A 25,471-nucleotide genomic window follows, 5' to 3' on the forward strand; every position below is an offset into this window, starting at 1 on the left:
GAATATTTATGCAGATTACCAAACCATACGCTGCTACCGTAGTTAAGATTTTGATCGCTATGATGACAACGGCTGCGCACGCTCAACAAAACGCCGCCGATCAAAAACTCATCACCGAGCAAGATGACAGGCGCATACAGTCCTTAGATACAGGTGTCATGAATATACCAGAGGCGATCAATACGCCCAAATCTTTTAGCTTAAATGATGAATCAACAGGCAATCAAACGATCTTTTTGACGAACGAACAAGAATTAGGAGCATATCCTCAGCTGGTTTTTCGAGGACTGCTTGCAGCGTTATTGAATCACAATGTTCAAGATGTGATGTTTTTATTGCCGATATATCAAAATCAACCTATGGACAATCAAGATATGATGATTGTCCATTGGGCGACTGGGATGATTGCAGAGTATCAAGGTCAGTATCAGCGCGCCATCGAGTATTATGAGCGCGCAAGTCGTGATGATCGCCACATACCCGCTTTGTATTTTCAGTTAGCAATTATGCTGTTTAATGATAAGCAGTTCAAAGAAGCTGAGCGGTACTTTAATCAATTACTTGCTTTGGATCTGCCAAGTCATGCCGCCGAAGTCGTTAAAGCCCATCTGCAAGCAATCCATCACTATCATCAGTGGCAAACTTATGGTGGCGCAAACTTTTTACAAGATAAAAATATTAATAATGCGCCTGACAACCATGATTTGGGTGGTGGATGGACAGCGCCCCAAAAACAATCTGCAACAGGTGTGGGGCTTTGGGCGGGGGCAAGTAAACATTGGTCGCTCAAAAACGGATGGTATGCTAAAACGCAGGCTGGCACTAATGCCAAATATTATTGGGACAATAAACGCTACAATGAACTGACAGTGACGACATCGGCGGGGCTGGGATACCATAATGCACGCCTTGAATTATCGGCTTTGCCGTTTATTGAACAAAGCCATTACGCTGATGGCGATGAGCGTGGTCAATTATCTAAATTCTCAACCTCCAAAGGTCTGTCTTTGAACACCAACTATTGGTTAACCCCAAAATGGCAAGGTAATTTACACACTCAAATTGCCTCACAAACATATCACACTCGCCCTCATCTGGATGGCTTAGCGCGCCAAACAGGCATTACATTTGTGCATACGCCTAATGCTAAGCGTTATTGGTTTTTGGGGGGCGAGTATCATCGGACAGATACCCAAGATATCGAAGACTCATTCATTAAGCGGCAGATCAAGACGGGCATCAGTCAATCTTGGGACGATTGGGTGGTGACAGCATCGGCATCTTTTGGTAAAAAATCATATCGCGGTGCAGGATTTTTTGGTAAAATTCAGCACAATCAAGAAAAAAGCTTATCAGCATCGTTTGAGCATCGCAAAATACAGCTCTTTGGAATGACCCCTCGGCTTACTTGGCAGCACCAAAAAGTGAGTAGTAATATTGCGCTGTATAATTATGATAAAAACCATATTTTTATACAGGTAAATAAGCGGTTTTAGCAAACTATGCTGACTGCAAATGGCACTTAAAGCAGCCGACCGGTCATCAAAAATCGCCTCGAAATTAGCATCTCGAGGCGATGGAATCAAACTTCAGCGTATAAGCAGGCGACTTGATGATCATCACGTCCGCTTAGCACAGGTTCGGTCTGTGCGCATGCGTCGGTGGCTTTTGGGCAACGCGTACGAAACACACATCCTGAGGGCGGATTGATGGGGCTTGGCAGATCACCTGGCAGCAGCTGAATTTCTTTATTGCGTTCGGCTTCTGGATCAGGCAGTGGCACCGCGCTCATCAAAGCTTGGGTGTATGGATGGGTGGGTTTATCATACACAGCTTGATCAGTCCCTAGCTCAACAGCGTGACCTAAGTACATGACAAGCACTCTGTCGGAGATGTGTTTGACGACCGAAAGATCATGCGCAATGAAAATCAGCGCAAGCCCCATCTCTTTTTGGACTTCTTGGAGTAAGTTGATGACTTGGGCTTGGATGGAGACATCAAGCGCTGATACAGGCTCATCACAGATGATCAGCTTAGGGCGTAGTATCAGTGCGCGTGCAATCCCGATACGCTGACATTGACCGCCCGAAAACTCATGCGGATAGCGGTTAATTAAGTTGGGTAATAAACCGACTTTGGACATCATCTCACGCACGCGTGCCTGAACTTCGTCTTTTTTGAGCTCGGGGTGGTGTGTGCGCAGTGGCTCAGCGATGATGTCGCCGACGGTCATTCTGGGGTTCAAAGAAGCCAGCGGATCTTGGAAGATCATCTGAATTTCTTGGCGTTTGGTTTTCCAAGCATTTTCAGAGATGCCAACCAGCTCTTCTCCATTAAAGCGTATGCTGCCTGATTTGGCTTTGACAAGTCCAATGATCGTGCGCGCCAAAGTAGATTTTCCGCAGCCTGACTCGCCCACGATACCCAAGGTCTCGCCAGCATTCAGATCAAATGACACGCCGCTGACTGCTTTAAGCGTGGCAGGCTTTTGCCAAAAAAACGCGCCTTTTTTATGGATATTAAAATGCGTTTGTACATCGCGAACTTGTAATAATGGGGTACTCATGCATTATTCTCCGGCAGGTAAGTTGGGATGTTGCCAATGGCAGGCGCGCTGACGCTCATTGGGTAGAAATTTTAGCTCTGGCGGTGTCGTGCGGCAGATGTCCATCGCGTATTCACAGCGCTCAACAAATGGGCAGCCGGCAGGCAAGTTTAATAAATTTGGGGGATTGCCAGGGATGGTGGTCAAGCGCTCGGAATGACCATCTAGGCGCGGAATGGCGCCTAGCAGCCCAATGGTGTAAGGATGCGTTGGATTATAAAAAATCTCTTCGGTTTTACCATATGCCATCGTGCGGCCAGCGTACATCACCAAAATGCGATCACAGGTACCTGCAACGACCCCCAAATCGTGGGTAATCATAATGATGGTGGTCTCAAAATCGCGCTTAAGCTCATTTAATAGCGCCATAATCTGAGCTTGTACCGTCACATCCAGCGCGGTGGTCGGCTCATCGGCGATCAAAAGCTTAGGACGGCACAACAGTGCCATCGCAATCATGACACGCTGACGCATACCGCCTGAAAACTCGTGTGGATACATGCCGATACGCTTACGAGCTTCTGGGATTTTGACAGCGTCAAGCATCCGAATGGATTCTTCCCAAGCTTCTTTTTTACTCATACCCTTGTGCAAGATGAGCACTTCCGCCAGCTGATCGCCAACTTTCATGAAGGGATTAAGACTTGTCATCGGATCTTGGAAGATGATGGCGATTTCATTGGCACGAATTTTATTGAATTCTTTTTGGGATAATCCCACCAGCTCTTTATCACGAAACTTAATAGAGCCTTCAGCATGACCATTTTTGGCAAGCAGTCCTAAGATGGAAAAGGCAGTTTGGGATTTGCCAGAGCCAGACTCACCGACGATCCCCAGGGTTTCGCCTTGATTTAAATTAAAATTAAGTCCATTGACGGCGGTGACCAAGCCTTCTTCGGTGGCAAATTTTACTTTTAAATCATTAACTTTTAATAATGCCATATAATTCTCCTAAGGTAGGCGTGTACCTTGATATTTATCCATAAATTAGCGATCTTTTGGATCCAGCGCATCGCGCAGACCATCACCGATAAAGTTAAAACAAAACAGCGTAATCACCAAAAATACCGAAGGCACGATCAGCTGCCAGGGTGACACCTGCATGGTTTGAGCGCCTTCTTGAAGTAGTGCACCCCAGCTGGTCATCGGCTCTTGGACGCCCAGGCCCAAAAAGCTTAGGAAAGATTCAAACATAATCATGCCAGGCACCAATAAAGACGCATAGACCACCACGACACCCAAGACATTGGGGACGATGTGACGAGTCACAATTTTCCAGCCTGACACGCCGCCAACATGAGCCGCTTCGATAAATTCTTTGTTTTTTAGGCTAAGGGTCTGACCGCGGACGATACGCGCAATGTCAAGCCAAGATACCAAGCCAATCGCCACAAAGATAAAAATAATGTTGCGCCCAAATAAGGTCACCAATAAGATCACAAAGAACATAAACGGAAAGGCGTTTAAGACTTCCACAAAGCGCATCATCAGCATATCAACCTTACCGCCGACATAGCCTGAGATGGCACCGTAAATTGTCCCAAACAGTACCGCCACAAGTGCGCCAGCAATCCCCACCATCAGCGAGATGCGACCGCCGACCGCCACACGCACCAATAAATCACGACCCAAATTATCAGTACCAAAATAATGCTTGGTTTCGATGGAAGGTGCCGCCGCCATATTTGCCCAGTCGGTATCGGCATAGCCATAAGGGGCGACCATCGGCACGATGATCACAAATAGCGTGATCAGTAGCAGGACAAAGCCGCTGATCAAGGCAGCTTTATTATGTGAAAAGCGTCGCCATGCATCTTGCCATAAACTGCGTCCTTTGACTTCTTTGATCGTCGTCGGCATGGCTGCCGTTTGCATTTGATTTGACATAAAAATCCCTTACTTAGTACTTAATTTTTGGATCGATGACGGCGTATAAAATATCAACGATGGCATTAAATAAAATGGTCAAAGTGCCTACCAAAATTGTCAAACTCAGCACCAAGCTGTAGTCGCGATTGAGTGCGCCATTGACAAATAATTGACCAATACCAGGCAAGCCAAAAATCATCTCAATGATGATCGAGCCTGTAATAATGCCCACAAATGCAGGACCAAGATAAGAAATCACAGGCAGCATCGCAGGACGCAGCGCGTGTTTGGTGACGATATAATGCAGCGGCAATCCCTTGGCGCGCGCAGTACGAATAAATGGTGAATTCATGGTCTCAATCATCGATCCACGGGTGATACGCGCAATACTGGCAATGTAGCTTAAAGACAGCGCTGTGACGGGCAGCACAAGGTTCATGAACGCGCCATCGTTCCAGCCGCCTGCAGGAAACCATTTGAGCGTCACCGCAAAAATCAAAACCATCAGCGGTGCTTTGACAAAGCTAGGAATGGCAACCCCTGCCATCGCAAAGGTCATCAGGGTATAATCAATCCAGCTGTTTTGTTTGAGTGCTGCAAGGATGCCAAATAACACCCCAAATACCACCGCAATGATAAACGCATACAAGCCGATCTCGACAGAGATTGGCAGCTGCTGAGCCAATAGCTCATTGATGGTATGGTCTTTATATTTAAAAGAAGGTCCAAAATCGCCATGCAGTAGCTGCTTTAGATAATTTAAATATTGCAGCCACAGCGGATCATTAAGATTGTATTTGGCTTCGATATTTGCCATCACAGCAGGTGGCAGGTTGCGCTCACCTGTAAAAGGACTGCCTGGCGCAAGACGCATCATAAAAAACGAAATGGTAATCAAAAAAAGCAGCGTTGGAATGGCTTCTAAAGTACGCCGTAAGATGAGTTTAAACATAAAAAAATGACCTTTTAATTTGCGGTGGCAAAAAGCTTCCCTGAAATTATGCAAAAAGGAAGGTATTATACTGTTTTGAATTCTTAAAAATCAAGTCAAAGGCGGTTTGGCTGATTTTTAATAAGCCAAAACCCCCTGATTTTTAAAAGCAAATGACAGACGCCAAACCGCGCCTGCCATCAGATGTCATCAGGTTATTTGACCGACCAATATTTGGCGTGCCACTGATCCAAGGGATCTTTATTGGAGTAATTTGCCACATGTGGCTTAACCAAGCGGACATTGGCATAATAAAAGATGTCGATGTGCGCATGGTCGCGATCGGCGATTTGCTCGGCTTTTTCATACAGCTTGGTGCGCTCGCTGTCGCTGATGCCTGAAGCAAGCGTTTGTAGCATGACTTGGTCATATTCAGGATTGTTATAGCGAGACCAGTTATTGGTGTTGGTTGATTTAAGCAAATTTAAGAAAGTCGACGCTTCGTTATAATCACCGCACCAGCGCGCTCTTGCCATTTGATAATCACCATTACGGCGACTGTCTAGGTAAGTTTTCCACTCTTGATTGACCAAATTGACATTCACCACGCCGAGCGATTCTTTCCATAAGCTGCTGGCAGCCACGGCGATTTTCTTGTGGCTTTCGTTGGTGTCATATAATAAGTCAAAGTTTAGCGGATTGGACTGATCATAGCCTGCTTCTGCCAGTAGTGCTTTGGCAGTTTCAAGGCGTTTGGCTTTATCCCAAGCCTTCCATTGAGGCGTATAATTGACGCTGCCCTTGATGGCGGTTGGGGTGAACTGATAAGCGGCGATTTGACCTTGCCCCATGACTTGTTCACTGATGACTTCTCTGTCCATCGCCAATGACAGCGCTTGACGTACCTTAGGATTGTCAAAAGGTGCTTTACTGTGATTCAAATCATAATAATATGTGCACAAGGTTGGCGCGGTCTTTAGCTCATCGCCCAGTTTGTTTTTTAGGGCATCAAACTGTTCAGGCGGCAGCTCACTGGCGGTGATATCAATCTCGCCAGCTTCATAGCGCATGACATCGGTCGTGGCTTGTGAAATGGGTAAAATGGTCAACTGGGGTAATGTCACCATTTGAGCGTTATAATAATTTGGGTTTGGTTCAAGGACGATTTTTTCATTGACAATCCACTGAACTGGCTTAAATGGTCCATTGACCACAATATTTTCAGGCGCTGTCCACTTATCTCCAAAGGCTTCGACCGTCGCTTTGTGAACAGGCTGCACGGCGGAATGAATCATCATATCTGCTAAATAAGGGACAGGCTCAGACAGGGTGATTTGTAAGGTTTTATCATCCAAAGCCTGTATGCCCAAGGTCTCAGGCTTCATATTGCCATCAATGATTGCTTGAGCATTGAGCACTTTGGCGTCATCAAGGTAGCTGGCATACGCAGAGCCTGTGGCTGGATCCACCAATCTTTGAAAGCTATACACAAAATCGTGCGCGGTCACTGGGTCACCATTTGACCAGTTGGCGTCACGCAGCTCAAAAATCCAAACTTTATTATCTTCAGAAGACCACTTGGTTGCGATACCAGGAACGATATTGCCATCATTGTCCGTGCTCACCAAGCCTTCAGAGAACTGGCGAATGATGTTGGCTTCTTGGACGCCTTTGGCTTGATGTGGGTCTAGCGTTTCAGGTTCGCTGGCATTATTGATGGTGATGCCTTGCTGATTGGTTTTGGCAGCTGCAGTGCTTGCTTGGTTTGAGCCTGTATCATTTGAACAAGCGCTCAAAACCAGCGCCAGGCTAAGTGTTAATAGGGTGGGTTTAAGATGCATTACAAAATTCCTTTATAAAAGTGACGGTTTAGCTTTATCCATCGTCGGTGAATGCAAAAGCAGCAGTCCAGCTTGGGTGCTCGACTGCCGCCTGTGTGATCAATCATTCAAGCGCATGATTGGGTGATCAGTGCTTGGTGATTCTTAGGTCTTTGGCTTGCCAAGATCCCAAAGGATTTGAGGTAAAGCCGTGAACATAAGGCTTGACCAAGCGCGGCGCGGTATATTGATAAACAAAGATGGTTGCGCTGTCTTTATCCAAGATGGCTTCGGCTTGTTGATACATATTGGCGCGGTCAGCGTCAGATACATCAGCCAAGAGCGTTTTGTTCATCAATGCGTCAAACTCAGGATTGTTATACTTACCATAGTTGCTTGAGTTGTCTGACTTAAAGGTATTTAAGAAGGTAGAAGCTTCGTTATAGTCAGCACACCAGCCACCGCGCGCCATTTGGTGATTTTGCTTGCGGCGAGTTTCTAGATAAGTTTTCCACTCTTGGTTATTTAGGCTCACTTCAACAAAGCCTAAGTTTTCTTTCCAGAACGCACTTGATGCTACCGCCAAAGTTTTGTGCTGCTCGTTGGTGTTATAAAGTAGCTCAAATCTTAGCGGATTAGACTCATTATAGCCAGCTTCGTTGAGCAGTTTTTTGGCTTCTTCGATGCGCTTGGCTTTATCCCAAGATTTCCATTCAGGCTCAAAGTTATTGATGCCTTGGGCAGATTCTGGGGTGAACTGATAAGCGACTTTTTGACCTTGTTTTAGGATGCTGTCAACCACGATGTCACGATCAAGCGTCAATGACAAAGCCTTACGCACGCGTACATCATCAAACGGAGCTTTGGTGTGGTTAAATTCAAAATAGTAAGTACAAAGTTTTGGCGGCTCAATGACTTGTGCGCCAAGCTCTTGCTTGAGTTTGTCGTATTGTTCAGGTGGTAGAGCATCTGCTGTCATGTCAATCTCACCCGCTTTATAGCGCTGTACATCGGTGGTGGCTTGAGGGATGGCAAGCAGCGTTACTTTATTAATGGTGGTGTTGGCATCATCATAATAAGCAGGGTTGCGCTCCAAAACGATGCGCTCATTGACCTGCCATTGGCTGATTTTATAAGGACCATTGACCACGATATTTTCAGGAGAAGTCCACTTATCACCGAAGGCTTCTACAGTCGCTTTGTGCACTGGCTTGACAGAAGTATGAATCAGCATGTGCGGGAAATATGGGACAGGCTCAGACAAGGTGACTTCAAGCGTCTTGTCATCAATGGCTCTAACGCCCAACGTGTCTGGGGCAGCTTGACCATCAACGATGGCTTGAGCATTCACCACTTTGGCATCTGCCAAATAGGTTGCATAAGGTGATGCGGTATTTGGATCACCCAATCTTTGGAAGCTGTAAACGAAGTCATGCGCGGTCACTGGGTCACCATTTGACCAGTTGGCATCACGCAGCTTAAATGTCCAAACTTTGTTGTCTTCACTTGACCATTCAGCTGCCATGCCAGGGATGGTGTTACCTTCTGGGTCGGTAGTGGTCAAGCCCACGAACATTTGACGTAGAATATTTGATTCAGGTACACCAGAGACTTTGTGTGGGTCGAGTGATTCAGGCTCTGCGCCATTATTCACTGTCAGCTCTTGAACATCCGAAAGCTCATCAGCGCTTGGTGCTGGCGCTGGCGCAGCGGCTCCAGCAGTAGTAGCGGCGGTGTCGGCAGGCTTGTCGCCACCACAAGCGGTCAAAGCAGCGCCAATACCAAAAGCAAGCGCTAAACGAGTATGAGTAAACATCGGTAATTGCATTTTTTATCCTTAAAATGTGTGAAGATTCCCAAGTAGAGACTGCCGTCCATTCAAGACTTATGTAACTTCAATGTTTCATAAAATGACTTGGGGGCAGCTTATTTTGACAAAATGTAACCTTGATGTCAATAGCAGCAACATAAACACCTAAAATTAGGCGTGCGCTACCAAAGTTATGGGGTATAATTTGAATGAACTTTTAAAAGGATAAGTCATGGGTCATCCAAAAGTCATTCGATGTGCCATTATGGTAGCTTTGGTGGGCAGTGGGGCTGGGGCTACCGTAGCATTTGCCCAGAGTAGTGGACCGGTATATCAGGGACAGTCAGCCTATCAGATGCCAGCTGCAACCACCCAAGGGTTTTATGACAAGCATCGCAATGAGCAAATCGCCGCTTGGTCACTTCGGCAGATCAATGCAAGCCTGCCTTTGATTCGCGATCCTTGGGTTAATCAGGTGATCGCTCAGATGAGCGCTCAGATGAATGCCACAGTGCGCACGGTGCCTTTATATCACACGGTCGTGATCGCTGATAATAATATCAATGCCTTTGCAGTGCCGGGCGGTTTGATTGGGATTAATGCTGGGACAGTGATGGCAGCCCAAGCGGTGGATGAGATGGCAAGCGTGATCGCGCATGAGATCGCGCACATCAGCCAAAGACACTACGAGCATCGGCTTGATAATAATAAACGCCTACTTGCGCTACAGCTTGGCGGCTTATTGGCGGCGATCGCTGCGTCGGCAGCAGGTGGCGGCGATGCCGTACTGGCTGTGATGGCAAGCTCACAAACTGCAAGCGCCGAAAATGCTGCCAAATTCAGTCGTGAGCATGAACGAGAGGCAGATCGTGTGGGCATGCAGATTTTGGCGCAGTCAGGTTTTGATGCCAGAGCGATGCCAAGATTTTTTGGGCGGATGCAAAAGCAGCTGAATTTAAATCAATCCAAAAACGCATTCATCCCAAGTTTTGTGCAGTCGCATCCGTTTACCGCTGAGCGGTTGTCCGAGTCCACGGCGCGCGCCCAAGCCTATGCCAAGCCCAATCAAGCGGCGCTACAGTCTCAGGCGGTGCTGTTTGATCAGCTGTATTGGCGCATCAAATATTTAACCGAACAAACCACCCATGCTGAGCTGCTCGCCAATGCCAAGCACAGCGATGGCGCCAAATTGAGCCTTGCGATGAATTTGTCAGACCAAGGTCGTCATCAAGAGGCGCTTCATGTCTTTGACGCCATCCAGCTTGATCGATACGACCCGATCATGTGTCTCACCCAGGCTTATGTACACAGCCAAGCTAGGCAGTATGATGATGCTTTAGCGGCGTTGGAGCCTTGTCAGCGCATTTATCCAGAACGGCGCGATCTGCGCTTGGCGCTGGCAGAGGTTTATCTTGATCAAGATCAGCCTGTGCCTGCTTTGGGCTTATTGGGTGAGTTGACCAAAGATGGCTCATTTGACATTCAAGCTTGGCAAATCAGTTTTCGCGCTTATGAGCAGATGGCAAATCAAGCCGCTGATCCTGCTGCCAAAGCTATGGCACAAATTCATGCGCTGCGCACTCGCAGCCAAGTCGAGCTTTGGCAGGCTCAATATGATCGAGCCTTACAGTCGCTCGCTCAAGCTGAGCAAGTGGCGCGGTCGTCAAATCACCATGCGCTGCTTGCCATGCTAAATCATGATAAAAATAGTGTGCTTGCTGCCAGAGATTTTAAGCCTTGATGGGTGGCTAATACTGCAAAGTCAAATGATAAAATCGGCAGAGTGTTTCTGCCGATTTGGTGTCATATTTGGTCTCGATTATCGTGGTTATCTTGATTAAGGCGTTTGGATCATCGACTCCAAGCCCTTTGGCTTAACTTGGCTTAGGTGTTTTTTGATGGTATCGATGGGCAAGCCTTGTTTTTCGAGGCGTTTTGGGATGATTTGGCTACCTTTTTGACCTTTCATGTCAAACATCATGAACAAATATTCATCTGTCTCATCCCAGCTGCTGACCGCATTCCAAGGAATGGTCGCTGACTGCGTGGCACCCGCGCGCATTTGCATACCGCGCATTTGCGGCGATTTCATCAGATCGGTCGGCGCAGGCATCGCCATGACAAGCCCATGTGACTGCACGCCTAATTGTAGATCATGAAGCTGCTCAGGCATTTGGGTATCTGCCACTTGTTTTTCATACTCACGCTTCATATACCACTTCATGCCCAAAGTACGAGCAAGCAGATATACACCCACCAAAATCAGCATAAGCCAAAAAATGATGGTTGAATAGCCACTGACAAGCACCAAGCCTGCGATCGCTGCAACAACCATCAAGGCAATCACAATCCACTCTGTGCGCTTTAAGGACTTTAATGTAAAATTGCTTGCGCCTTTTTCAAACAATGATAACTGTGCTGCACGAAATTCAGTTTCGCTCATGTTTAAAGCGACAGGCTTTAGCGTATAGGGATAAAGTGCTTTGGTCATTGAGATGAATCCTAACGATGAATTTGCCTATATTACCCATTTTATCCAAAAAAATAAACCCAAAGTTCACATTTGCCAAAATTTTTTGGCTTTTGTCGGCTTTGATTTGAAATTGGCTTAAGTTTTGGGGGAAAATTTGCTATTATAAGAATAAATTTTTATTGTTAATCATTTTAGCACGCCAAGCGCCATTTGGGGCGTTTTTGTGCTTGATAGGATTTTATATGTTAGACCCTAAATTTTTGCGTGGTAACTTAGAAGAGCTAAAAGCCAAACTTGCCACGCGTGGCTATGAGTTGGATGTGGCATTTTGGCAGGAAATTGAAAATCAGCGCAAATCTATCCAAGTCAAGACCGAAGAGCTGCAAGCCAAAAAAAATGCAGGCGCCAAAAAAGTCGGTGAGCTCAAAAGAAACGGTGAAGATGCCAGTGAGCTGATGAACGAGATGCAGGCGGTCAGTGAAGCCATGAAAGCTGCCGAAAATGAACTTAAAGAGCTTCAAAATACCATCACGACTGCTGCACTACAAATCCCAAACTTGCCTGATGACAGCGTGCCTGTCGGCAGTGATGAAAGTGACAATGTCGAAGTGCGCCGCTGGGGCGTACCGCGCGAGTTTGATTTTGAGATCAAAGATCATACCGATATCGGCGAGAATTTGGGTCAGCTTGACTTTGAATTGGCAGCCAAATTAACTGGCTCACGCTTTAGTGTCCTAAAAGGGCATCTTGCCAAGCTTAATCGCGCGCTTGTGCAGTTTATGCTTGATACGCACACCCAAAAATATGGCTATACCGAAATGTATGTCCCTTATATGGTCAATGCTGACAGCTTGCAAGGTACAGGGCAGCTGCCGAAGTTTGAAGAAGATTTATTTAAGCTGCGCGGCGAAAAAGAGTATTACCTGATCCCCACATCAGAAGTGCCACTGACTAACAGTGTGCGTGACACCATTGTTGCACCCAAAAATCTACCCATCAAGCTGACGGCGCACACACCTTGTTTTCGTAGCGAAGCGGGCAGTGCAGGGCGAGATACGCGCGGACTGATTCGTCAGCATCAATTTGAAAAAGTCGAAATGGTGCAAATCACGCGTGCCGATGACTCAATGCAGGCGCTTGAGAATATGACTGCACAAGCAGAAGATATCTTACAGGCGCTTGAGCTGCCTTACCGCGTCGTTACGCTTTGTACAGGCGACATGAGCTTTAGCGCGGTGAAGACCTATGACATCGAAGTGTGGCTGCCATCTCAAAACACCTATCGTGAAATCTCAAGCTGCTCAAACTGTGGCGATTTTCAGGCGCGCCGCATGGGGGCTCGACTAAAAGATGGTAAACACAGTGAATTGGTGCATACGCTGAATGGATCAGGTTTGGCGGTTGGTCGCACCTTGTTGGCGATTTTGGAAAACCATCAAAATGCCGATGGCACGATCACCATTCCCAAAGCCTTACAGCCTTATATGGGCGGACTTGAAGTGATTGCCTAAGACCAAAATGCCGTTTTTATAGCGGCATTTTTTGATTAGGTGCCATGATAAATAGGATCAAACCATCAAATATCTTGGATGAATGTGATAATGAAAGCCTTAGTCATCGGCGCCACAGGTGCCACCGGTCGAGCACTTACCGAGCAGCTACTGACCGATCCTGATTATGACAGCGTGCATGTTTTTGTGCGGAAAGATATGGATATCTGTCATGATAAGCTGACAGTGCATCTGATTGATTTTGATCGGTCTGAAACTTGGGCGGATACCATCAAGGGCGATGTGCTGTATTCATGCTTAGGTACGACGCTTAAGCAAGCAGGCTCAAAAGATCGTCAGTGGCAGGTTGATTATGAGTATCAGCTTGCCGTTGCTAAAGCGGCTGCGATCAATGGCGTGCCTTATTATGTACTGATATCGGCTGAGAACGCCGATGCAAACTCTTGGCTGTTTTATCCACGCCTAAAAGGGGCTCTAGAAAGGGCGGTGTCAAACTTATCTTTTGAGCGATGTGTGATTGTCAGACCGCCCTTATTAAAGCGCCCTAACACCGATCGTGTCGCCGAAAAAATTGGCGAAACTGTCCTCGGCACAATCAGCCAAATAAAGCCGTTTGGCAGCCTAAAACCCATGCCTGTGGCGGATTTGGCAAGCGCCATGAGACAAGCAATTAAGCAAGGCAAGTCAGGCATTATCGCCAAAGAGATGCTATGGCAACTGTCAGCACTTGATCGCCAAAATGGCTAAATTTCAGAACCCAAAAATACTGAAAATATGATATAATTGAGCAAATTTTTTGTTAGGAACTTCGCTGATGCCAATCGAACTTAACCAACGCCATAACGCCAACGCCATCCGTATTCTTGCGATGGATGCCGTCCAACAAGCCAACTCAGGTCACCCGGGCGCACCGATGGGTATGGCGGATATCGCAGAAGTGCTGTGGCGAGAGTTTTTGCGCCACAACCCAAAGAATGCCAAATGGGCAAACCGTGACCGTTTCGTGCTATCTAATGGTCATGGCTCTATGCTGCTGTATGCGTTACTGCATTTGACTGGCTATGATTTGAGCATTGATGATCTTAAAAATTTCCGTCAGCTACATTCAAAAACAGCAGGGCATCCTGAATACGGTTATGCTGATGGCATCGAGACGACGACAGGACCTTTGGGTCAAGGGATTGCCAACGCGGTAGGTTTTGCTTTGGCTGAGAAGACTTTGGCAGCGCAATTTAACAAACCTGACAACGCCATCATCGATCATTTTACCTATGCGTTTTTGGGCGATGGCTGCTTGATGGAAGGTGTCAGCCATGAAGCGTGCTCATTGGCAGGTACTTTGGGGCTTGGCAAACTGATTGCTTATTATGATGATAACGGCATCTCAATTGATGGTGAGGTTGAAGGTTGGTTTTCAGATGACACTGCCAAGCGATTTGAAGCCTATGGCTGGCAAGTATTAAAAGTCGATGGACATGATTCAGATGCCATCCGCGAAGCCACCAAAGAAGCCAGAGCTGAATCAGCCAAGCCGACGCTTATCATTTGTAAAACGATCATTGGCTTGGGCTCACCGAATAAACAAGGCAAAGAAATCAGTCACGGCGCACCTTTGGGCTTAGATGAGATTACTTTGACGCGCACCGAGATTGGTTGGGCGGATGCCACACCGTTCATCATCTCTGATGATGTCTATCAGGCGTGGGATGCCACTGCCAAAGGCGAAGCCGAAGAAGCTGCTTGGAGAGCGCAATTTAATGATTATGAAGCCAAATATCCTGCAGAAGCTGCCGAGCTTTTACGCCGCTTAAGTGGTGAACTGCCTGAGAATTTTGATCAATTGGCGGACGAGTTTATCCAAACTTGTGCCCAAAAAGCAGAAAGTATCGCCACGCGTAAAGCCAGCCAAAATGCCATTGCAGCGCTTGCGCCGAACTTGCCTGAAATCTTGGGTGGTTCAGCTGACCTTGCAGGCTCAAATCTGACCTTGTGGTCAGGTGCCAAGGGCGTTCAAGATCACGCTGATGGTAACTATGTCCATTATGGCGTGCGTGAATTTGGCATGACAGCGATTGCCAATGGCGTGGCACTGCATGGCGGATTTATCCCTTACACAGCGACATTTTTGATGTTCATGGAATATGCGCGTAATGCCGTGCGTATGTCATCGCTGATGAAGCAGCGCGTGATTAATGTCTATACTCATGACTCCATCGGTCTGGGTGAAGATGGTCCAACGCACCAGCCTGTCGAGCAGATTGCCAATTTACGCATGACCCCAAATCATTTTGTGTGGCGTCCTTGTGATACGGTTGAGACAGCGGTAGCATGGAAAATGGCACTAAAAACAGACACCGCGCCATCGTCACTGATTTTATCTCGTCAAAATCTGGCATTCCAAGCACGCAGCGATGAACAAATTAAAAACATCGAAAAAGGCGGATATGTTTTAGCGCCCGAAAAAGGCGAATTGCGCGCGATTATCATTGCAACAGGTTCTGAAGTTGAGCTTGCGATGCAAGCGTATGAGCAGCTAGAAGGCGTGCGTGTGGTTTCAATGCCATGTGCTGAAATTTTTGTGAAGCAGGATCGCGATTATATCGAAAGCGTGCTGCCATCTGATGTTCGTGCGCGCGTTGCTGTCGAAGCGGCGATCACTGATTATTGGTATAAATTCGTCGGCTTAGATGGTAAGGTCATTGGCATGACCACATTTGGGGAGTCTGCACCTGCCAAGGCACTGTTTGAGCATTTCGGCATCACAGCGCAAGCGGTGGTAGAGGCGGTAAATTCTTTGCTTTAACCATTTAATCGCAAGACATTTAAAAATCGGGTGAGTTGATGCACCCGATTTTTTTTGTTTTGGAAGGTAGTTTAAGTAATGATAAGATCAGATTGCTCATGATTTATCAGTATCAAAGATTGATGAAATATGTTAAAATTAGGGCAATATGTCCTAATTTTGTAAAGGCTAAATAAGCCACTTTAATCAGCTTGGGGGCTGTATGTCTGATAAAAATCCACAATTTTCACGCATTTTATTAAAACTGTCGGGTGAGGCGCTGGCTGGCGGTCGTGATATGGGTATTGATGCTAATATTTTGGATCAAATGAGCCTATCCATCGCCCATCTTCGTGGGTTGGGTGTGCAAGTGGGCATCGTCGTCGGTGGCGGTAATCTGTATCGTGGCAGCACCCTACAAAAGCAAGGCTTGGTTGGTCGTGTTACGGGCGATCAGATGGGGATGCTTGCAACCGTTATGAATGGTCTGGCGATGCGTGATGCCTTGGTGCGCCGCAATATCAAAACTCGCTTGATGTCAGCGATCGCCATTGATACGGTGGTAGAATCGTATTCTAGCCGTGATGCCATTCGCCATCTGAACAATGGCGAGGTATGTATTTTTGTGGCAGGCACGGGCAATCCATTTTTTACCACTGATACTGCAGCATGTTTGCGTGGCATTGAGATTGAAGCAGGTTTGATCTTAAAAGCAACCAAAGTTGATGGTGTGTATGATAAAGATCCATCTACTCATGAAGATGCAATAAAATTCGATAGCCTAAGCTTTGATGAAGTGCTCGAGAAAAAATTGGGCGTGATGGATCTCACCGCGATTGCTTTGTGCCGTGAACACAATGTACCGCTGCAAGTCTTTGACATGAATAAACCCAATGCACTGCTTAATGTCGTCATGGGCGAAGCTGAAGGTACACGAGTGTATCACTGATTGACCGTGGTTTGTACTGATTGAATGTTTGATAGTTAAGGAAATTTTATGATTAATGATATTAAAAAAGACGGCGAAAGCCGTATGCAAAAATCCATTGAAGCCCTTGAAGGTGCCTTTGGTAAACTTCGCACAGGACGCGCACACCCTGGCGTTTTGTCAGGTGTGATGGTGAGCTATTATGGCTCTGACACACCACTAAACCAAGTGGCGAGCATTAACGTGGAAGATAGCCGCACCTTATTGGTACAGCCTTTCGACCGCTCAATGGTGCAAGCGGTTGATAAAGCAATCCGTGAAGCAGATTTGGGTCTAAATCCGATGACTGCCGATGTGATCCGCGTTCCGATGCCGGCATTGACCGAAGAAACTCGCCGCGATATGCAAAAAATTGCTCGTGCTGATGCTGAGCAAGCGCGCGTATCGGTGCGTAATATTCGCCGCGATATGTTAAGCGATATTAAAGATCTTCTAAAAGAAAAAGAGATCTCAGAAGATGATGAGCGCCGCGCCGCTGACGATGTTCAAAAATTGACCGATAAATTTATCGCAACCATCGATAGCCGTCTTGAGAAAAAAGAAAGCGAGCTGATGGAAGTGTGATTGATCATAAGTGAGATATGGCATGGATAAGGAGTTTTCTTTATCCATGTTATTCATTTATTTGGATTAAATTTAGATTTAAATGACGGTAATTGTAACACCATGACAACCCAAATTTGTGCCTCTTTGCCCACCATTCCCAAGCATATTGCCATCATTATGGATGGTAACAACCGCTTTGGTAAATCCAAACAGCTGGCAACAGGTGCAGGTCATGTGGCAGGCAAAGATGCGCTTGATCCGATCGTTGAGCATTGTTTGGCTATAGGGGTTCAGGCTCTGACGGTGTTTGCATTTTCAAGCGAGAATTGGGCGCGTCCAAAAGATGAGGTGGATCTTTTGATGCGACTTTTGTCTCAGACCATTTATGAGCAGCTACCACGCATGAATCAGTATCGCATTCGCTTGCGTTTTATTGGGGATCGTAGCCAGCTTTCTGATGATTTGGCAAAACTTATGGCAGAAGCAGAAGCAAAGACTGCGCATTTTGATGCGATGACTTTGGTGATCGCCATCAGCTACGGTGGACAGTGGGACATTGCCAATGCCGCTAAAAAAGTTGCCAAACAAGTTGAGGCAGGCAAGCTTTGCGCTGATAGTATTGACACTCAGACGATCGGCGCGCAGCTGGAATTGGCTGATTTGCCACCAGTGGATATGCTTATCCGCACAGGCGGCGAGTACCGCATTTCAAATTTTTTACTGTGGCAAGCGGCGTATGCTGAGTTGTTTTTTACGCCCACATTGTGGCCTGAGTTTGGCTGTGATGAGCTCGATGAGATGATCCATATTTTTGCTGGTCGAGAGCGCCGATTTGGTATGACCAGTGAACAGGTCCAAAAAGCCGAGCGCTAAGCTGAAGTGATTTTTTAAGCGCTTTAAAATTAATAACCCTTTGCAAGGATGTTTTAGCTATGTGGCAACGAATAAAAACGGCGATTGTTTTGGTTGTGATTGTTGGGTTTGCGTTATTTGCAAGCTCAATGCCGATTTTTGTGTTGCCGCTGTTGGCGATCGGCGTCTTGATCGCTGCACATGAATGGACGAAACTCATGCCAAAGTGGAAGCAGCCAGCACAGTTTATTTTGGCGGTATTACTCATTACGATGCTGTCGATTTTGGTGCCTTGGACTTGGGTGTTTTGGTGGGCGGCATCGCTGGGTATTTGGGTGATGGCGACTGCTTGGGTATTTCAATATCCTGATAAAGAAAAATGGTATGGTAGGCGACTGGTGTACATGGGCGCAATCATTCTCACCGCTGCCATCACTGCGATGTATGGGCTTTGGCAGATGTCGCCTTGGTGGCTGATGTATGTATTTTTATTGGTATGGTGTGCAGACAGCGGGGCTTATTTTGTTGGCAGAAAATTTGGCAAACGAAAAATGGCGCCAAATGTATCACCAAATAAAAGCATAGAAGGCTTATATGGCGGCTTGGCAGTCTCTGGCGTGGTCACCATTTTGGTGGGTAACTATCTGCAGCTGTCTGGCATGACTTTGGCGCTGTTCTTGATTTTATCTTGGCTGACTGTGCTTGCCAGTGTACTGGGCGATTTGTTTGAATCCATGCTCAAGCGCCGCGCAGGTATCAAGGATTCTGGAACGATTCTACCGGGGCATGGCGGTGTTTTGGATCGGATTGATTCGCTGCTTTCAGCCACGCCGGTGTTTGCTTTTGGTTTTTGGCTATTATTAAAGCTTGGTATTTTTACAGAAATTTGGGTAAAAATGCATTTTGCAGCCATGCGCATTCCTTTTTGATCTTTTCTACCGAATCACTTTTAATAATCAAAGCAGAATTTAAGGATGGTAATGAATAGCACCCCTCAATCTTTGGCAGTGCTGGGAGCGACAGGCTCAATCGGTGATAGTACGCTACAGATTATCCGTCAGCATCCCGATCGTTATCGCATTCATGCGCTGACAGGGTTTGGGCGTGCCGATAAGTTACTGGATTTGGCGCTTGAGTTTCACCCTGCCAAAATTTGCACTTCGCCTGATAATCATGCTCTGCTCAGTCAAAAAGTTGCCGAGGCAGGCTTGGACACCATTGTGCTTTCAGGGGATGATGGTTTGATTGAGATTGCCAGTGATGATTCGGTGGATACGGTGGTGGCAGCCATTGTCGGCGCAGCCGGTCTGTCGTCCACATTGGCGGCTGCACGCACAGGTAAGCGAATTTTGCTTGCCAATAAAGAGTCGCTTGTGATGGCAGGTGATTTGGTGATGAAAACGGCAAAAAAACATGGCGCAACCATTTTGCCGATCGATTCAGAGCATAATGCCATTTATCAGTGCTTGCCTGCCGCCATCCAAGATGATAACACTGCCATACATGAGCCGATGTATGGCATTAAGCAGCTTTGGCTGACCGCTTCTGGTGGGGGATTTTTGGATAAATCAATCGAACAAATGCAAAATGCCAGCGTCAAAGAAGCGGTGAGCCATCCTAATTGGTCAATGGGTCAAAAAATTTCCATTGATTCTGCCACCATGATGAATAAAGGGCTTGAGCTGATTGAAGCGTGTCATTTATTTGATCTTAAAGAAGATCAAATCAAGGTGGTGATTCATCCTAATAGCGTCGTGCATTCCTTGGTTGAGTACATAGACGGCAGTTTTTTGGCTCAGCTTGGCAGCCCAGATATGAAAACGCCCATTGCGCATGCGCTCGCCTATCCTGAGCGCATTGATGCGGGGGTTAGTAGTCTTGATTTATATCAATTAAGCGAACTTAAATTCTTGGCGCCAGATCTGGAAAAATTTGGCTGCTTAAAACTGGCAAGACAAGCGGCAAAACTTGGTACAGGTGCATGTATCGCACTCAATGCAGCCAATGAAATCGCTGTGGCGGCGTTTTTGGCAGAGCGCATACGCTTGACCGACATCGCACTTATTGTCGAAGCTTGCCTGAATGATCCTTTGATTATTGAGCAATATTCACAAGATTTTGCCGATGAAAAATTTGGGCTTGAGCGTATACTCTCGATGGATGACACAGTAAGAAAAGTCGCCGAAGCCAAAGTAAACGAGCTTAATAAAGGCGGTGATCTATGACTGCTTTGTACATGATTTTTGCGGCAATTTGTGTGCTTGGTCCTTTGGTTGCTTTACATGAGTTTGGACATTATATCGTTGCTCGATTGTGCGGCGTGCAGGTGCAGACTTATTCTATTGGATTTGGACCCAAGCTGTTTGGGTGGACGTCTAAACGATCAGGCATACAGTATCAACTTGCCGCCATTCCGCTTGGTGGTTATGTCAAAATGCTAGATGGGCGCAGTGAGACTGTGTCTGATGAACTAAAATCTGTGGCGTTTGATCATCAGCATCCCCTTAAGAAAATTGCCATCGTCGCAGCTGGTCCTGTGATGAATTTTTTAATTGCTATTGGTTTATTTTGGGTATTGTTTTTATTTCCCAGCGAGCAGCTTAATACGCGTATCGGTAAGATTATCGATGATTCGCCCGCTGCTGCCAGTGGTTTGGTGGTTGGCGATAAGATTATTAGTATTGATGATAAGCCAGTCGATACATGGCAAGAGACCGCATACGCCTTAGCTGCTCGGATGGGTGAAAGTACTGCCATTCATGTGGGTATTGAGCGAGACGGTCAAATTGCCCAAGAGTCGGTTGAAGTTGCAAGATTTATGCAGCAGACAGATGGTCGCCGTGAGCCTAATGATCCTTTGAGCAGTTTAGGTGTCCTGCCTTATCAGCCGGTGATTGCGCCCATTGTCGGTGAGGTGGTCGCTGATGGCGCAGGTGCCATGATGGGACTACAGGTCGGTGATGCCTTCACCGCCATTAATGGTGAACCGATCAATGACTGGCTGAGCGCCGCACAGATCATCCAAAAAAATCCAGAAACCATGCTCCATGTCACAGTCATGCGTCAAGGTGAGCCGCTTAATCTAAAACTAATGCCTCGCGCTGTTGAGACGCGTAGCGGCGTCGTTGGGCAGTTAGGTATTCGTCCAAAAGTCGACTCAGATCAGCTTATCCCGTCTGAATACCGTATGACGATCCACTATGGCGCTCGCGAGGCATTCACTCAAGCCATCCGAAGAACGTATGATCTGTCAGCCATGACGCTGAATGCCATGGGTAAGATGATCACAGGGCTGATTGGCATTGAGAATTTATCAGGACCAATCACCATCGCTGAGGTATCTAAGACCAGTTTTGAGCTTGGATTTAAAGAAGTGCTATCGACGGCAGCGATTATCAGCTTAAGCCTAGCGGTGCTCAATCTGCTGCCCATTCCGGTATTGGATGGTGGTCATTTGGTATTTTACACCTATGAGCTGATCATGGGTAAACCGATGAGTGAGTCCATTCAGGTGGGTGCTTTTAAGTTTGGCGCGCTTTTGCTTTTTTGTTTCATGTTGCTTGCAATCAGTAACGATATCATGCGATTATTTGGCTGATTCCTGATTTTTCAAACATTTAACAAAAAATTTTGAATTTTTTAAGCTGAAATGCTTGCCAAATTTAACTTTTTGGCTTACCTTTACACAATATAAATTTGGGTGTAGAAAAGTTTTGATACATTTTTATGCCTTATTTTTAGAAATTTTAAAAATTAAGTTTGGATAGACTTATGCGTAATTCATATTTTAAAGGTTTTCAGGTCAGCGCAATCGCAATCGCCGTCACGATGGTGATGTCGGTTGAGGCGCAGGCGGCGGATTTTGTGGCGAATGATATCGCCATCACAGGTTTGCAGCGAGTGACTATTGAAAGCTTACAAACCGTGTTGCCGTTTCGCTTGGGGCAAGTGGTGAGTGAAGCGAAGCTCGCTGAAGGTGTCAAAGCGCTGTACGCAACAGGCAATTTTTCGGATGTGCAGGTCTATCATCAAGAAGGGCGTATTATCTATCAAGTCACCGAAAGACCGCTGATCGCTGAGATCAATTTTGAAGGCAATCGCTTGATCCCAAAAGATGGCTTGGAAGAAGGTCTTAAAAATGCAGGCTTGGCTGTCGGTCAGCCGCTCAAGCAAGCCACAGTGCAGATGATCGAAACTGAGCTTGCCAATCAATACATGTCGCAAGGCTACTATAATACCGAAATCACAGTCAAACAGACCTTAATGGATGGCAATCGTGTCAAGCTTGATATGACGTTTGCTGAGGGTAAGCCTGCGCGCGTGGTTGATATTAATATCATTGGCAATCGACATTTTAGCGATGCAGATTTGATTGATGAACTTGCCATCAAAGATAACAAAATCAATCCACTATCAAAAGCTGACCGCTACACCCAAGAAAAATTGGTTGCAAGTTTGGAGAGCTTGCGCGCCAAATATCTGAATGCTGGCTTTGTGCGCTTCGAGGTTAAGGATGCCAAGCTTAACATTAACGAAGACAAAAACCGCGTCTTTATCGAGATCTCGTTAGACGAAGGTGAGCAGTATCGTTTCGGTCAAGCGCAGTTTATGGGAAATATTACCTACACCCAAGATGAGCTGCAGCAGCTGCTAGAGTTTCAGCCTGGAGAAGGATTCTCACAAGCCAAACTTGATAGCTCAACAGGCGGTATCAGTGCTAAATTTGGAGATGATGGCTATTATTATGCCCAAATTCGTCCTGTGACGCGCATTAATGATGAGACACGCACGGTAGATGTGGATTATTATATTGATCCGGTGCGCCCTGTTTATGTACGACGGATTAATTTTACGGGTAACTTTAAAACCCAAGATGAAGTGCTTCGCCGCGAGATGCGTCAGCTTGAAGGTGCATTGGCATCCAACCAAAAGATTCAGCTGTCACGCGCACGCCTAATGCGCACAGGTTTCTTTAAAAATGTGACCGTAGATACTCGCCCAGTGCCGAATTCGCCGGATCAAATTGATGTGAATTTTGTGGTAGAAGAACAGCCATCAGGCTCGTCGACCATCGCTGCTGGCTACTCTCAAAGTGGCGGTGTGACTTTCCAGTTTGATGTGTCACAAAGTAATTTTATGGGTACAGGTAATCGTGTTAACGCGTCATTTTCTCGTTCTGAAACGCGAGAAGTTTACAGCTTGGGCATGACTGATCCATATTTTACCGTCAATGGCGTCTCTCAAAGCTTAAATGGTTATTATCGCAAAACCAAGTATGATGATAAGAACATCAGTAACTATGTGCTTGACTCTTATGGCGGCTCATTAAGCTATGGCTATCCGATCGATGAAAATCAGCGATTAAGCCTAGGTGTAAATATCGATAAAACTGAAGTGCGTGGTGGTCGCTTCATGGGTATCAGCAATGTTAAGCAGCTGATTGATGATGGCGGTGAAATCTCAGTTGATGCCAATGGCGTCCCTGATTTTAAAAATGACTATACCAGCTATAATGCCATTTTAGGCTGGAGTTACTCAAGCCTAGATCGACCAGTATTCCCAACCAAAGGCATGAGTCATAATGTGGATTTGACATTCGGTTTTGGTGATAAAACCTACCAAAAAGCTGTCTATCAAGGCAATATTTATCGTCCATTTATTAAGGACTCTGTGCTACGCGGCTACGCCAAGCTTGGCTATGGTAATGATCTGCCATTTTATGAAAACTTTTATGCTGGGGGCTATGGTTCGGTGCGTGGCTATGACCAATCTTCTTTGGGTCCGCGCTCTCAAGCATATTTGGCAGCACGCCGTGGTCAGGCTTTCCCACGTGGTGAAATTGTTGGCGGTAACGCCTTGGCAACCTTTGGCACTGAGTTAATTTTACCATTGCCATTTAAGGGCGACTGGGTGGATCAAGTGCGTCCAGTCATCTTTATTGAAGGTGGTCAGGTGTTTGACACCACGGGTATGGATAAAGAAACCATTGATTTGACACGTTTTGAAGATCCAAAAGCGACGACTGAACAAAATGCTCGAGCGAATAACTATCCGCTGCTCACTCAAGATAAAGAATTGCGTTATAGTGCTGGCGTTGGTGCAACTTGGTATACACCGATCGGTCCTTTATCCATCAGTTATGCCAAAGCCTTGAACAAAAAAGACACTGACGAAACTGATACTGTACAATTCCAAATTGGTAGCGTATTTTAATGCTCAGCATTCATGACATTATCACAGCCATTGAAAAGCGCCAGCCAGTCTTAAACAAAGAAGCATTAGATCATAATGCCATCTTTATTGGAGTGGCTAATTTGGGCGGTGCAAATGATCGACAAATTGCCTTTTTAGCACAGCCAAAATACATCAATGAATTGGCTGATACCAAAGCAGGACTGGTTTTATTGTCAGATAAATTTGCCGATAAAGCACACGCAGTCAATGCGTCAGCACCCTATCTTTTGGTGAAAGATGCTTATTTGGCTTATGCTTGTGTTAGCGCATTATTTGCGCCTAATGACCCATCGGGTATTCATCAGACGGCGGTCATCTATGACTCAGCGCACATTTCCAAGCAAGTAACCATTGGTGCGCATGCTGTCATTGGGGCAGGGGCGCACATCGCTGATGGCGTGATCATCGGTGCAGGTGCTATCATTGGTGAGCGTGTGCAGATTGGTCGTGGTAGTTTGATTGATGCTGGTGCTATCGTTCATCATGACTGTGTCATTGGTGAGCAGGTGCGTATTCATAGCCATGCTAACATCGGCTCTGAAGGCTTTGGATTTGCACCGGCATTGGCTGAAGGTCAAGTGCAGTGGCAACGCATCGCTCAGCTTGGACGTGTGATCATTGGCAATCATGTGCGTATCGGCAGTCATACCTGTATTGATCGTGGTGCTGTGGATGATACCGTCATTGGCGATCATGTGATTATTGATAATTTGGTGCAGATTGCTCACAATGTACAGATTGGTAGCGGTACCGCCATCGCCGCAAAATGCGGGATTGCAGGCAGTACCAAAATCGGCAAAAACTGTATCATTGGCGGTGCAGTCGGTATTAGTGGTCATCTCACCATTACCGATGGTGTGACCATCACAGGCATGAGTATGGTGATTAGTGATATTCGTGAGGCAGGTAGCTATTCGTCGGGTACGGTTGCGATGCCTTCTTTAAAATGGCGACGTGCCGCATCCAGATTCCGTCAAATGGGCGAAAAATAAACCAAAGATTTTGGATGATTGACCGATCATCTGATTTGCTTTGTTAAAGCTTTGATAT

General features: G+C 46.3%; 20 protein-coding genes. 13 read left to right on the forward strand and 7 right to left on the reverse strand.

Annotated elements, in window-relative coordinates:
* The first annotated feature begins 8 nt into the window (after window positions 1-8).
* Window positions 9-1,496, forward strand: coding sequence for a porin family protein (locus U0021_RS07750; RefSeq protein WP_114800321.1), 1,488 nt, complete (start codon window positions 9-11; stop codon window positions 1,494-1,496).
* Between the two features lie 86 nt (window positions 1,497-1,582).
* On the opposite strand, the gene oppF is transcribed toward U0021_RS07750, so the two are convergent.
* From oppF to U0021_RS07780, 6 genes are all read right to left on the reverse strand, one after another.
* Window positions 1,583-2,566 carry a murein tripeptide/oligopeptide ABC transporter ATP binding protein OppF gene (gene oppF, locus U0021_RS07755; RefSeq protein ID WP_114800320.1) on the reverse strand — a complete coding sequence of 328 codons (984 nt, stop codon included), beginning with the start codon at window positions 2,564-2,566 and terminating at the stop codon, window positions 1,583-1,585.
* Between the two features lie 3 nt (window positions 2,567-2,569).
* Window positions 2,570-3,547 carry an oligopeptide ABC transporter ATP-binding protein OppD gene (gene oppD, locus U0021_RS07760; protein WP_064620133.1) on the reverse strand — a complete coding sequence of 326 codons (978 nt, stop codon included), beginning with the start codon at window positions 3,545-3,547 and terminating at the stop codon, window positions 2,570-2,572.
* A 45-nt stretch (window positions 3,548-3,592) separates the two neighbouring features.
* Entirely contained in the window at window positions 3,593-4,492 is a 900-nt protein-coding gene (gene oppC / locus U0021_RS07765) for an oligopeptide ABC transporter permease OppC (RefSeq protein WP_049236373.1), read from the reverse strand.
* Window positions 4,493-4,505: 13 nt separating this feature from the next.
* Window positions 4,506-5,426 carry an oligopeptide ABC transporter permease OppB gene (oppB, locus tag U0021_RS07770; protein WP_049236371.1) on the reverse strand — a complete coding sequence of 307 codons (921 nt, stop codon included), beginning with the start codon at window positions 5,424-5,426 and terminating at the stop codon, window positions 4,506-4,508.
* 194 nt (window positions 5,427-5,620) lie between these two features.
* Entirely contained in the window at window positions 5,621-7,201 is a 1,581-nt protein-coding gene (locus U0021_RS07775; protein WP_264756297.1) for an ABC transporter substrate-binding protein, read from the reverse strand.
* A 172-nt stretch (window positions 7,202-7,373) separates the two neighbouring features.
* A complete protein-coding gene (locus U0021_RS07780; protein WP_264756296.1) occupies window positions 7,374-9,053 on the reverse strand; it encodes an ABC transporter substrate-binding protein in 1,680 nt (559 codons plus the stop codon).
* Between the two features lie 214 nt (window positions 9,054-9,267).
* Between U0021_RS07780 and U0021_RS07785 the strand changes: the two genes are divergently transcribed.
* Window positions 9,268-10,776, forward strand: a complete 1,509-nt coding sequence (locus U0021_RS07785) for a M48 family metalloprotease (protein WP_114800318.1) — start codon at window positions 9,268-9,270, stop codon at window positions 10,774-10,776.
* 96 nt (window positions 10,777-10,872) lie between these two features.
* Here the strand turns inward: U0021_RS07785 and U0021_RS07790 are convergent, their stop codons facing one another.
* Window positions 10,873-11,526 (reverse strand): YcxB family protein, encoded by a 654-nt coding sequence (locus U0021_RS07790; RefSeq protein WP_049236363.1) that lies wholly within the window; start codon window positions 11,524-11,526, stop codon window positions 10,873-10,875.
* Between the two features lie 224 nt (window positions 11,527-11,750).
* Here U0021_RS07790 and serS point away from each other — a divergent pair, with 224 nt between their 5' ends.
* The 11 genes from serS to lpxD all read left to right on the forward strand — a co-directional run bounded on the left by serS (window position 11,751) and on the right by lpxD (window position 25,413).
* Window positions 11,751-13,019, forward strand: coding sequence for a serine--tRNA ligase (gene serS / locus U0021_RS07795; RefSeq protein WP_114800317.1), 1,269 nt, complete (start codon window positions 11,751-11,753; stop codon window positions 13,017-13,019).
* Window positions 13,020-13,109: 90 nt separating this feature from the next.
* Window positions 13,110-13,766, forward strand: coding sequence for an NAD(P)H-binding protein (locus U0021_RS07800; RefSeq protein ID WP_114800316.1), 657 nt, complete (start codon window positions 13,110-13,112; stop codon window positions 13,764-13,766).
* A 67-nt stretch (window positions 13,767-13,833) separates the two neighbouring features.
* Window positions 13,834-15,822, forward strand: coding sequence for a transketolase (tkt, locus tag U0021_RS07805; protein ID WP_114800315.1), 1,989 nt, complete (start codon window positions 13,834-13,836; stop codon window positions 15,820-15,822).
* Window positions 15,823-16,024: 202 nt separating this feature from the next.
* Window positions 16,025-16,750, forward strand: coding sequence for a UMP kinase (gene pyrH / locus U0021_RS07810; RefSeq protein ID WP_078255212.1), 726 nt, complete (start codon window positions 16,025-16,027; stop codon window positions 16,748-16,750).
* Between the two features lie 48 nt (window positions 16,751-16,798).
* Window positions 16,799-17,353 carry a ribosome recycling factor gene (gene frr, locus U0021_RS07815; protein ID WP_049236355.1) on the forward strand — a complete coding sequence of 185 codons (555 nt, stop codon included), beginning with the start codon at window positions 16,799-16,801 and terminating at the stop codon, window positions 17,351-17,353.
* Window positions 17,354-17,455: 102 nt separating this feature from the next.
* Complete coding sequence (gene uppS / locus U0021_RS07820) at window positions 17,456-18,208, forward strand: polyprenyl diphosphate synthase (RefSeq protein WP_114800314.1); 753 nt, start codon at window positions 17,456-17,458, stop codon at window positions 18,206-18,208.
* A gap of 59 nt (window positions 18,209-18,267) precedes the next feature.
* Window positions 18,268-19,116 carry a phosphatidate cytidylyltransferase gene (locus U0021_RS07825; protein ID WP_114800313.1) on the forward strand — a complete coding sequence of 283 codons (849 nt, stop codon included), beginning with the start codon at window positions 18,268-18,270 and terminating at the stop codon, window positions 19,114-19,116.
* Window positions 19,117-19,167: 51 nt separating this feature from the next.
* Window positions 19,168-20,412: a 1-deoxy-D-xylulose-5-phosphate reductoisomerase gene (dxr, locus tag U0021_RS07830; RefSeq protein WP_114800312.1), complete on the forward strand. Its 1,245-nt coding sequence runs from the start codon at window positions 19,168-19,170 to the stop codon at window positions 20,410-20,412.
* A complete protein-coding gene (gene rseP / locus U0021_RS07835) occupies window positions 20,409-21,785 on the forward strand; it encodes an RIP metalloprotease RseP (RefSeq protein ID WP_114800311.1) in 1,377 nt (458 codons plus the stop codon). The genes dxr and rseP overlap by 4 nt, the downstream gene beginning before the upstream one ends.
* Window positions 21,786-21,958: 173 nt before the next feature.
* Window positions 21,959-24,400: an outer membrane protein assembly factor BamA gene (bamA, locus tag U0021_RS07840; protein WP_114800310.1), complete on the forward strand. Its 2,442-nt coding sequence runs from the start codon at window positions 21,959-21,961 to the stop codon at window positions 24,398-24,400.
* Window positions 24,400-25,413 (forward strand): UDP-3-O-(3-hydroxymyristoyl)glucosamine N-acyltransferase, encoded by a 1,014-nt coding sequence (gene lpxD / locus U0021_RS07845; protein WP_114800309.1) that lies wholly within the window; start codon window positions 24,400-24,402, stop codon window positions 25,411-25,413. Before bamA ends, lpxD begins: the two co-directional genes overlap by 1 nt.
* Window positions 25,414-25,471 lie beyond the last annotated feature (58 nt).

Source organism: Moraxella canis, from assembly GCF_034424565.1.
Classification (GTDB): domain Bacteria; phylum Pseudomonadota; class Gammaproteobacteria; order Pseudomonadales; family Moraxellaceae; genus Moraxella; species Moraxella canis.

Bases quoted from the DNA above. Each gene is read 5' to 3' on its own strand.
- lpxD (WP_114800309.1), top strand. From the start codon at position 24,400: ATGCTCAGCATTCATGACATTATCACAGCCATTGAAAAGCGCCAGCCA.
- oppD (WP_064620133.1), bottom strand. From the start codon at position 3,547: ATGGCATTATTAAAAGTTAATGATTTAAAAGTAAAATTTGCCACCGAA.
- oppB (WP_049236371.1), bottom strand. From the start codon at position 5,426: ATGTTTAAACTCATCTTACGGCGTACTTTAGAAGCCATTCCAACGCTG.
- tkt (WP_114800315.1), top strand. From the start codon at position 13,834: ATGCCAATCGAACTTAACCAACGCCATAACGCCAACGCCATCCGTATT.
- U0021_RS07780 (WP_264756296.1), bottom strand. From the start codon at position 9,053: ATGCAATTACCGATGTTTACTCATACTCGTTTAGCGCTTGCTTTTGGT.
- serS (WP_114800317.1), top strand. From the start codon at position 11,751: ATGTTAGACCCTAAATTTTTGCGTGGTAACTTAGAAGAGCTAAAAGCC.
- uppS (WP_114800314.1), top strand. From the start codon at position 17,456: ATGACAACCCAAATTTGTGCCTCTTTGCCCACCATTCCCAAGCATATT.
- rseP (WP_114800311.1), top strand. From the start codon at position 20,409: ATGACTGCTTTGTACATGATTTTTGCGGCAATTTGTGTGCTTGGTCCT.
- oppC (WP_049236373.1), bottom strand. From the start codon at position 4,492: ATGTCAAATCAAATGCAAACGGCAGCCATGCCGACGACGATCAAAGAA.
- U0021_RS07790 (WP_049236363.1), bottom strand. From the start codon at position 11,526: ATGACCAAAGCACTTTATCCCTATACGCTAAAGCCTGTCGCTTTAAAC.
- oppF (WP_114800320.1), bottom strand. From the start codon at position 2,566: ATGAGTACCCCATTATTACAAGTTCGCGATGTACAAACGCATTTTAAT.
- U0021_RS07750 (WP_114800321.1), top strand. From the start codon at position 9: ATGCAGATTACCAAACCATACGCTGCTACCGTAGTTAAGATTTTGATC.
- bamA (WP_114800310.1), top strand. From the start codon at position 21,959: ATGCGTAATTCATATTTTAAAGGTTTTCAGGTCAGCGCAATCGCAATC.
- pyrH (WP_078255212.1), top strand. From the start codon at position 16,025: ATGTCTGATAAAAATCCACAATTTTCACGCATTTTATTAAAACTGTCG.
- U0021_RS07825 (WP_114800313.1), top strand. From the start codon at position 18,268: ATGTGGCAACGAATAAAAACGGCGATTGTTTTGGTTGTGATTGTTGGG.
- dxr (WP_114800312.1), top strand. From the start codon at position 19,168: ATGAATAGCACCCCTCAATCTTTGGCAGTGCTGGGAGCGACAGGCTCA.
- frr (WP_049236355.1), top strand. From the start codon at position 16,799: ATGATTAATGATATTAAAAAAGACGGCGAAAGCCGTATGCAAAAATCC.
- U0021_RS07785 (WP_114800318.1), top strand. From the start codon at position 9,268: ATGGGTCATCCAAAAGTCATTCGATGTGCCATTATGGTAGCTTTGGTG.
- U0021_RS07800 (WP_114800316.1), top strand. From the start codon at position 13,110: ATGAAAGCCTTAGTCATCGGCGCCACAGGTGCCACCGGTCGAGCACTT.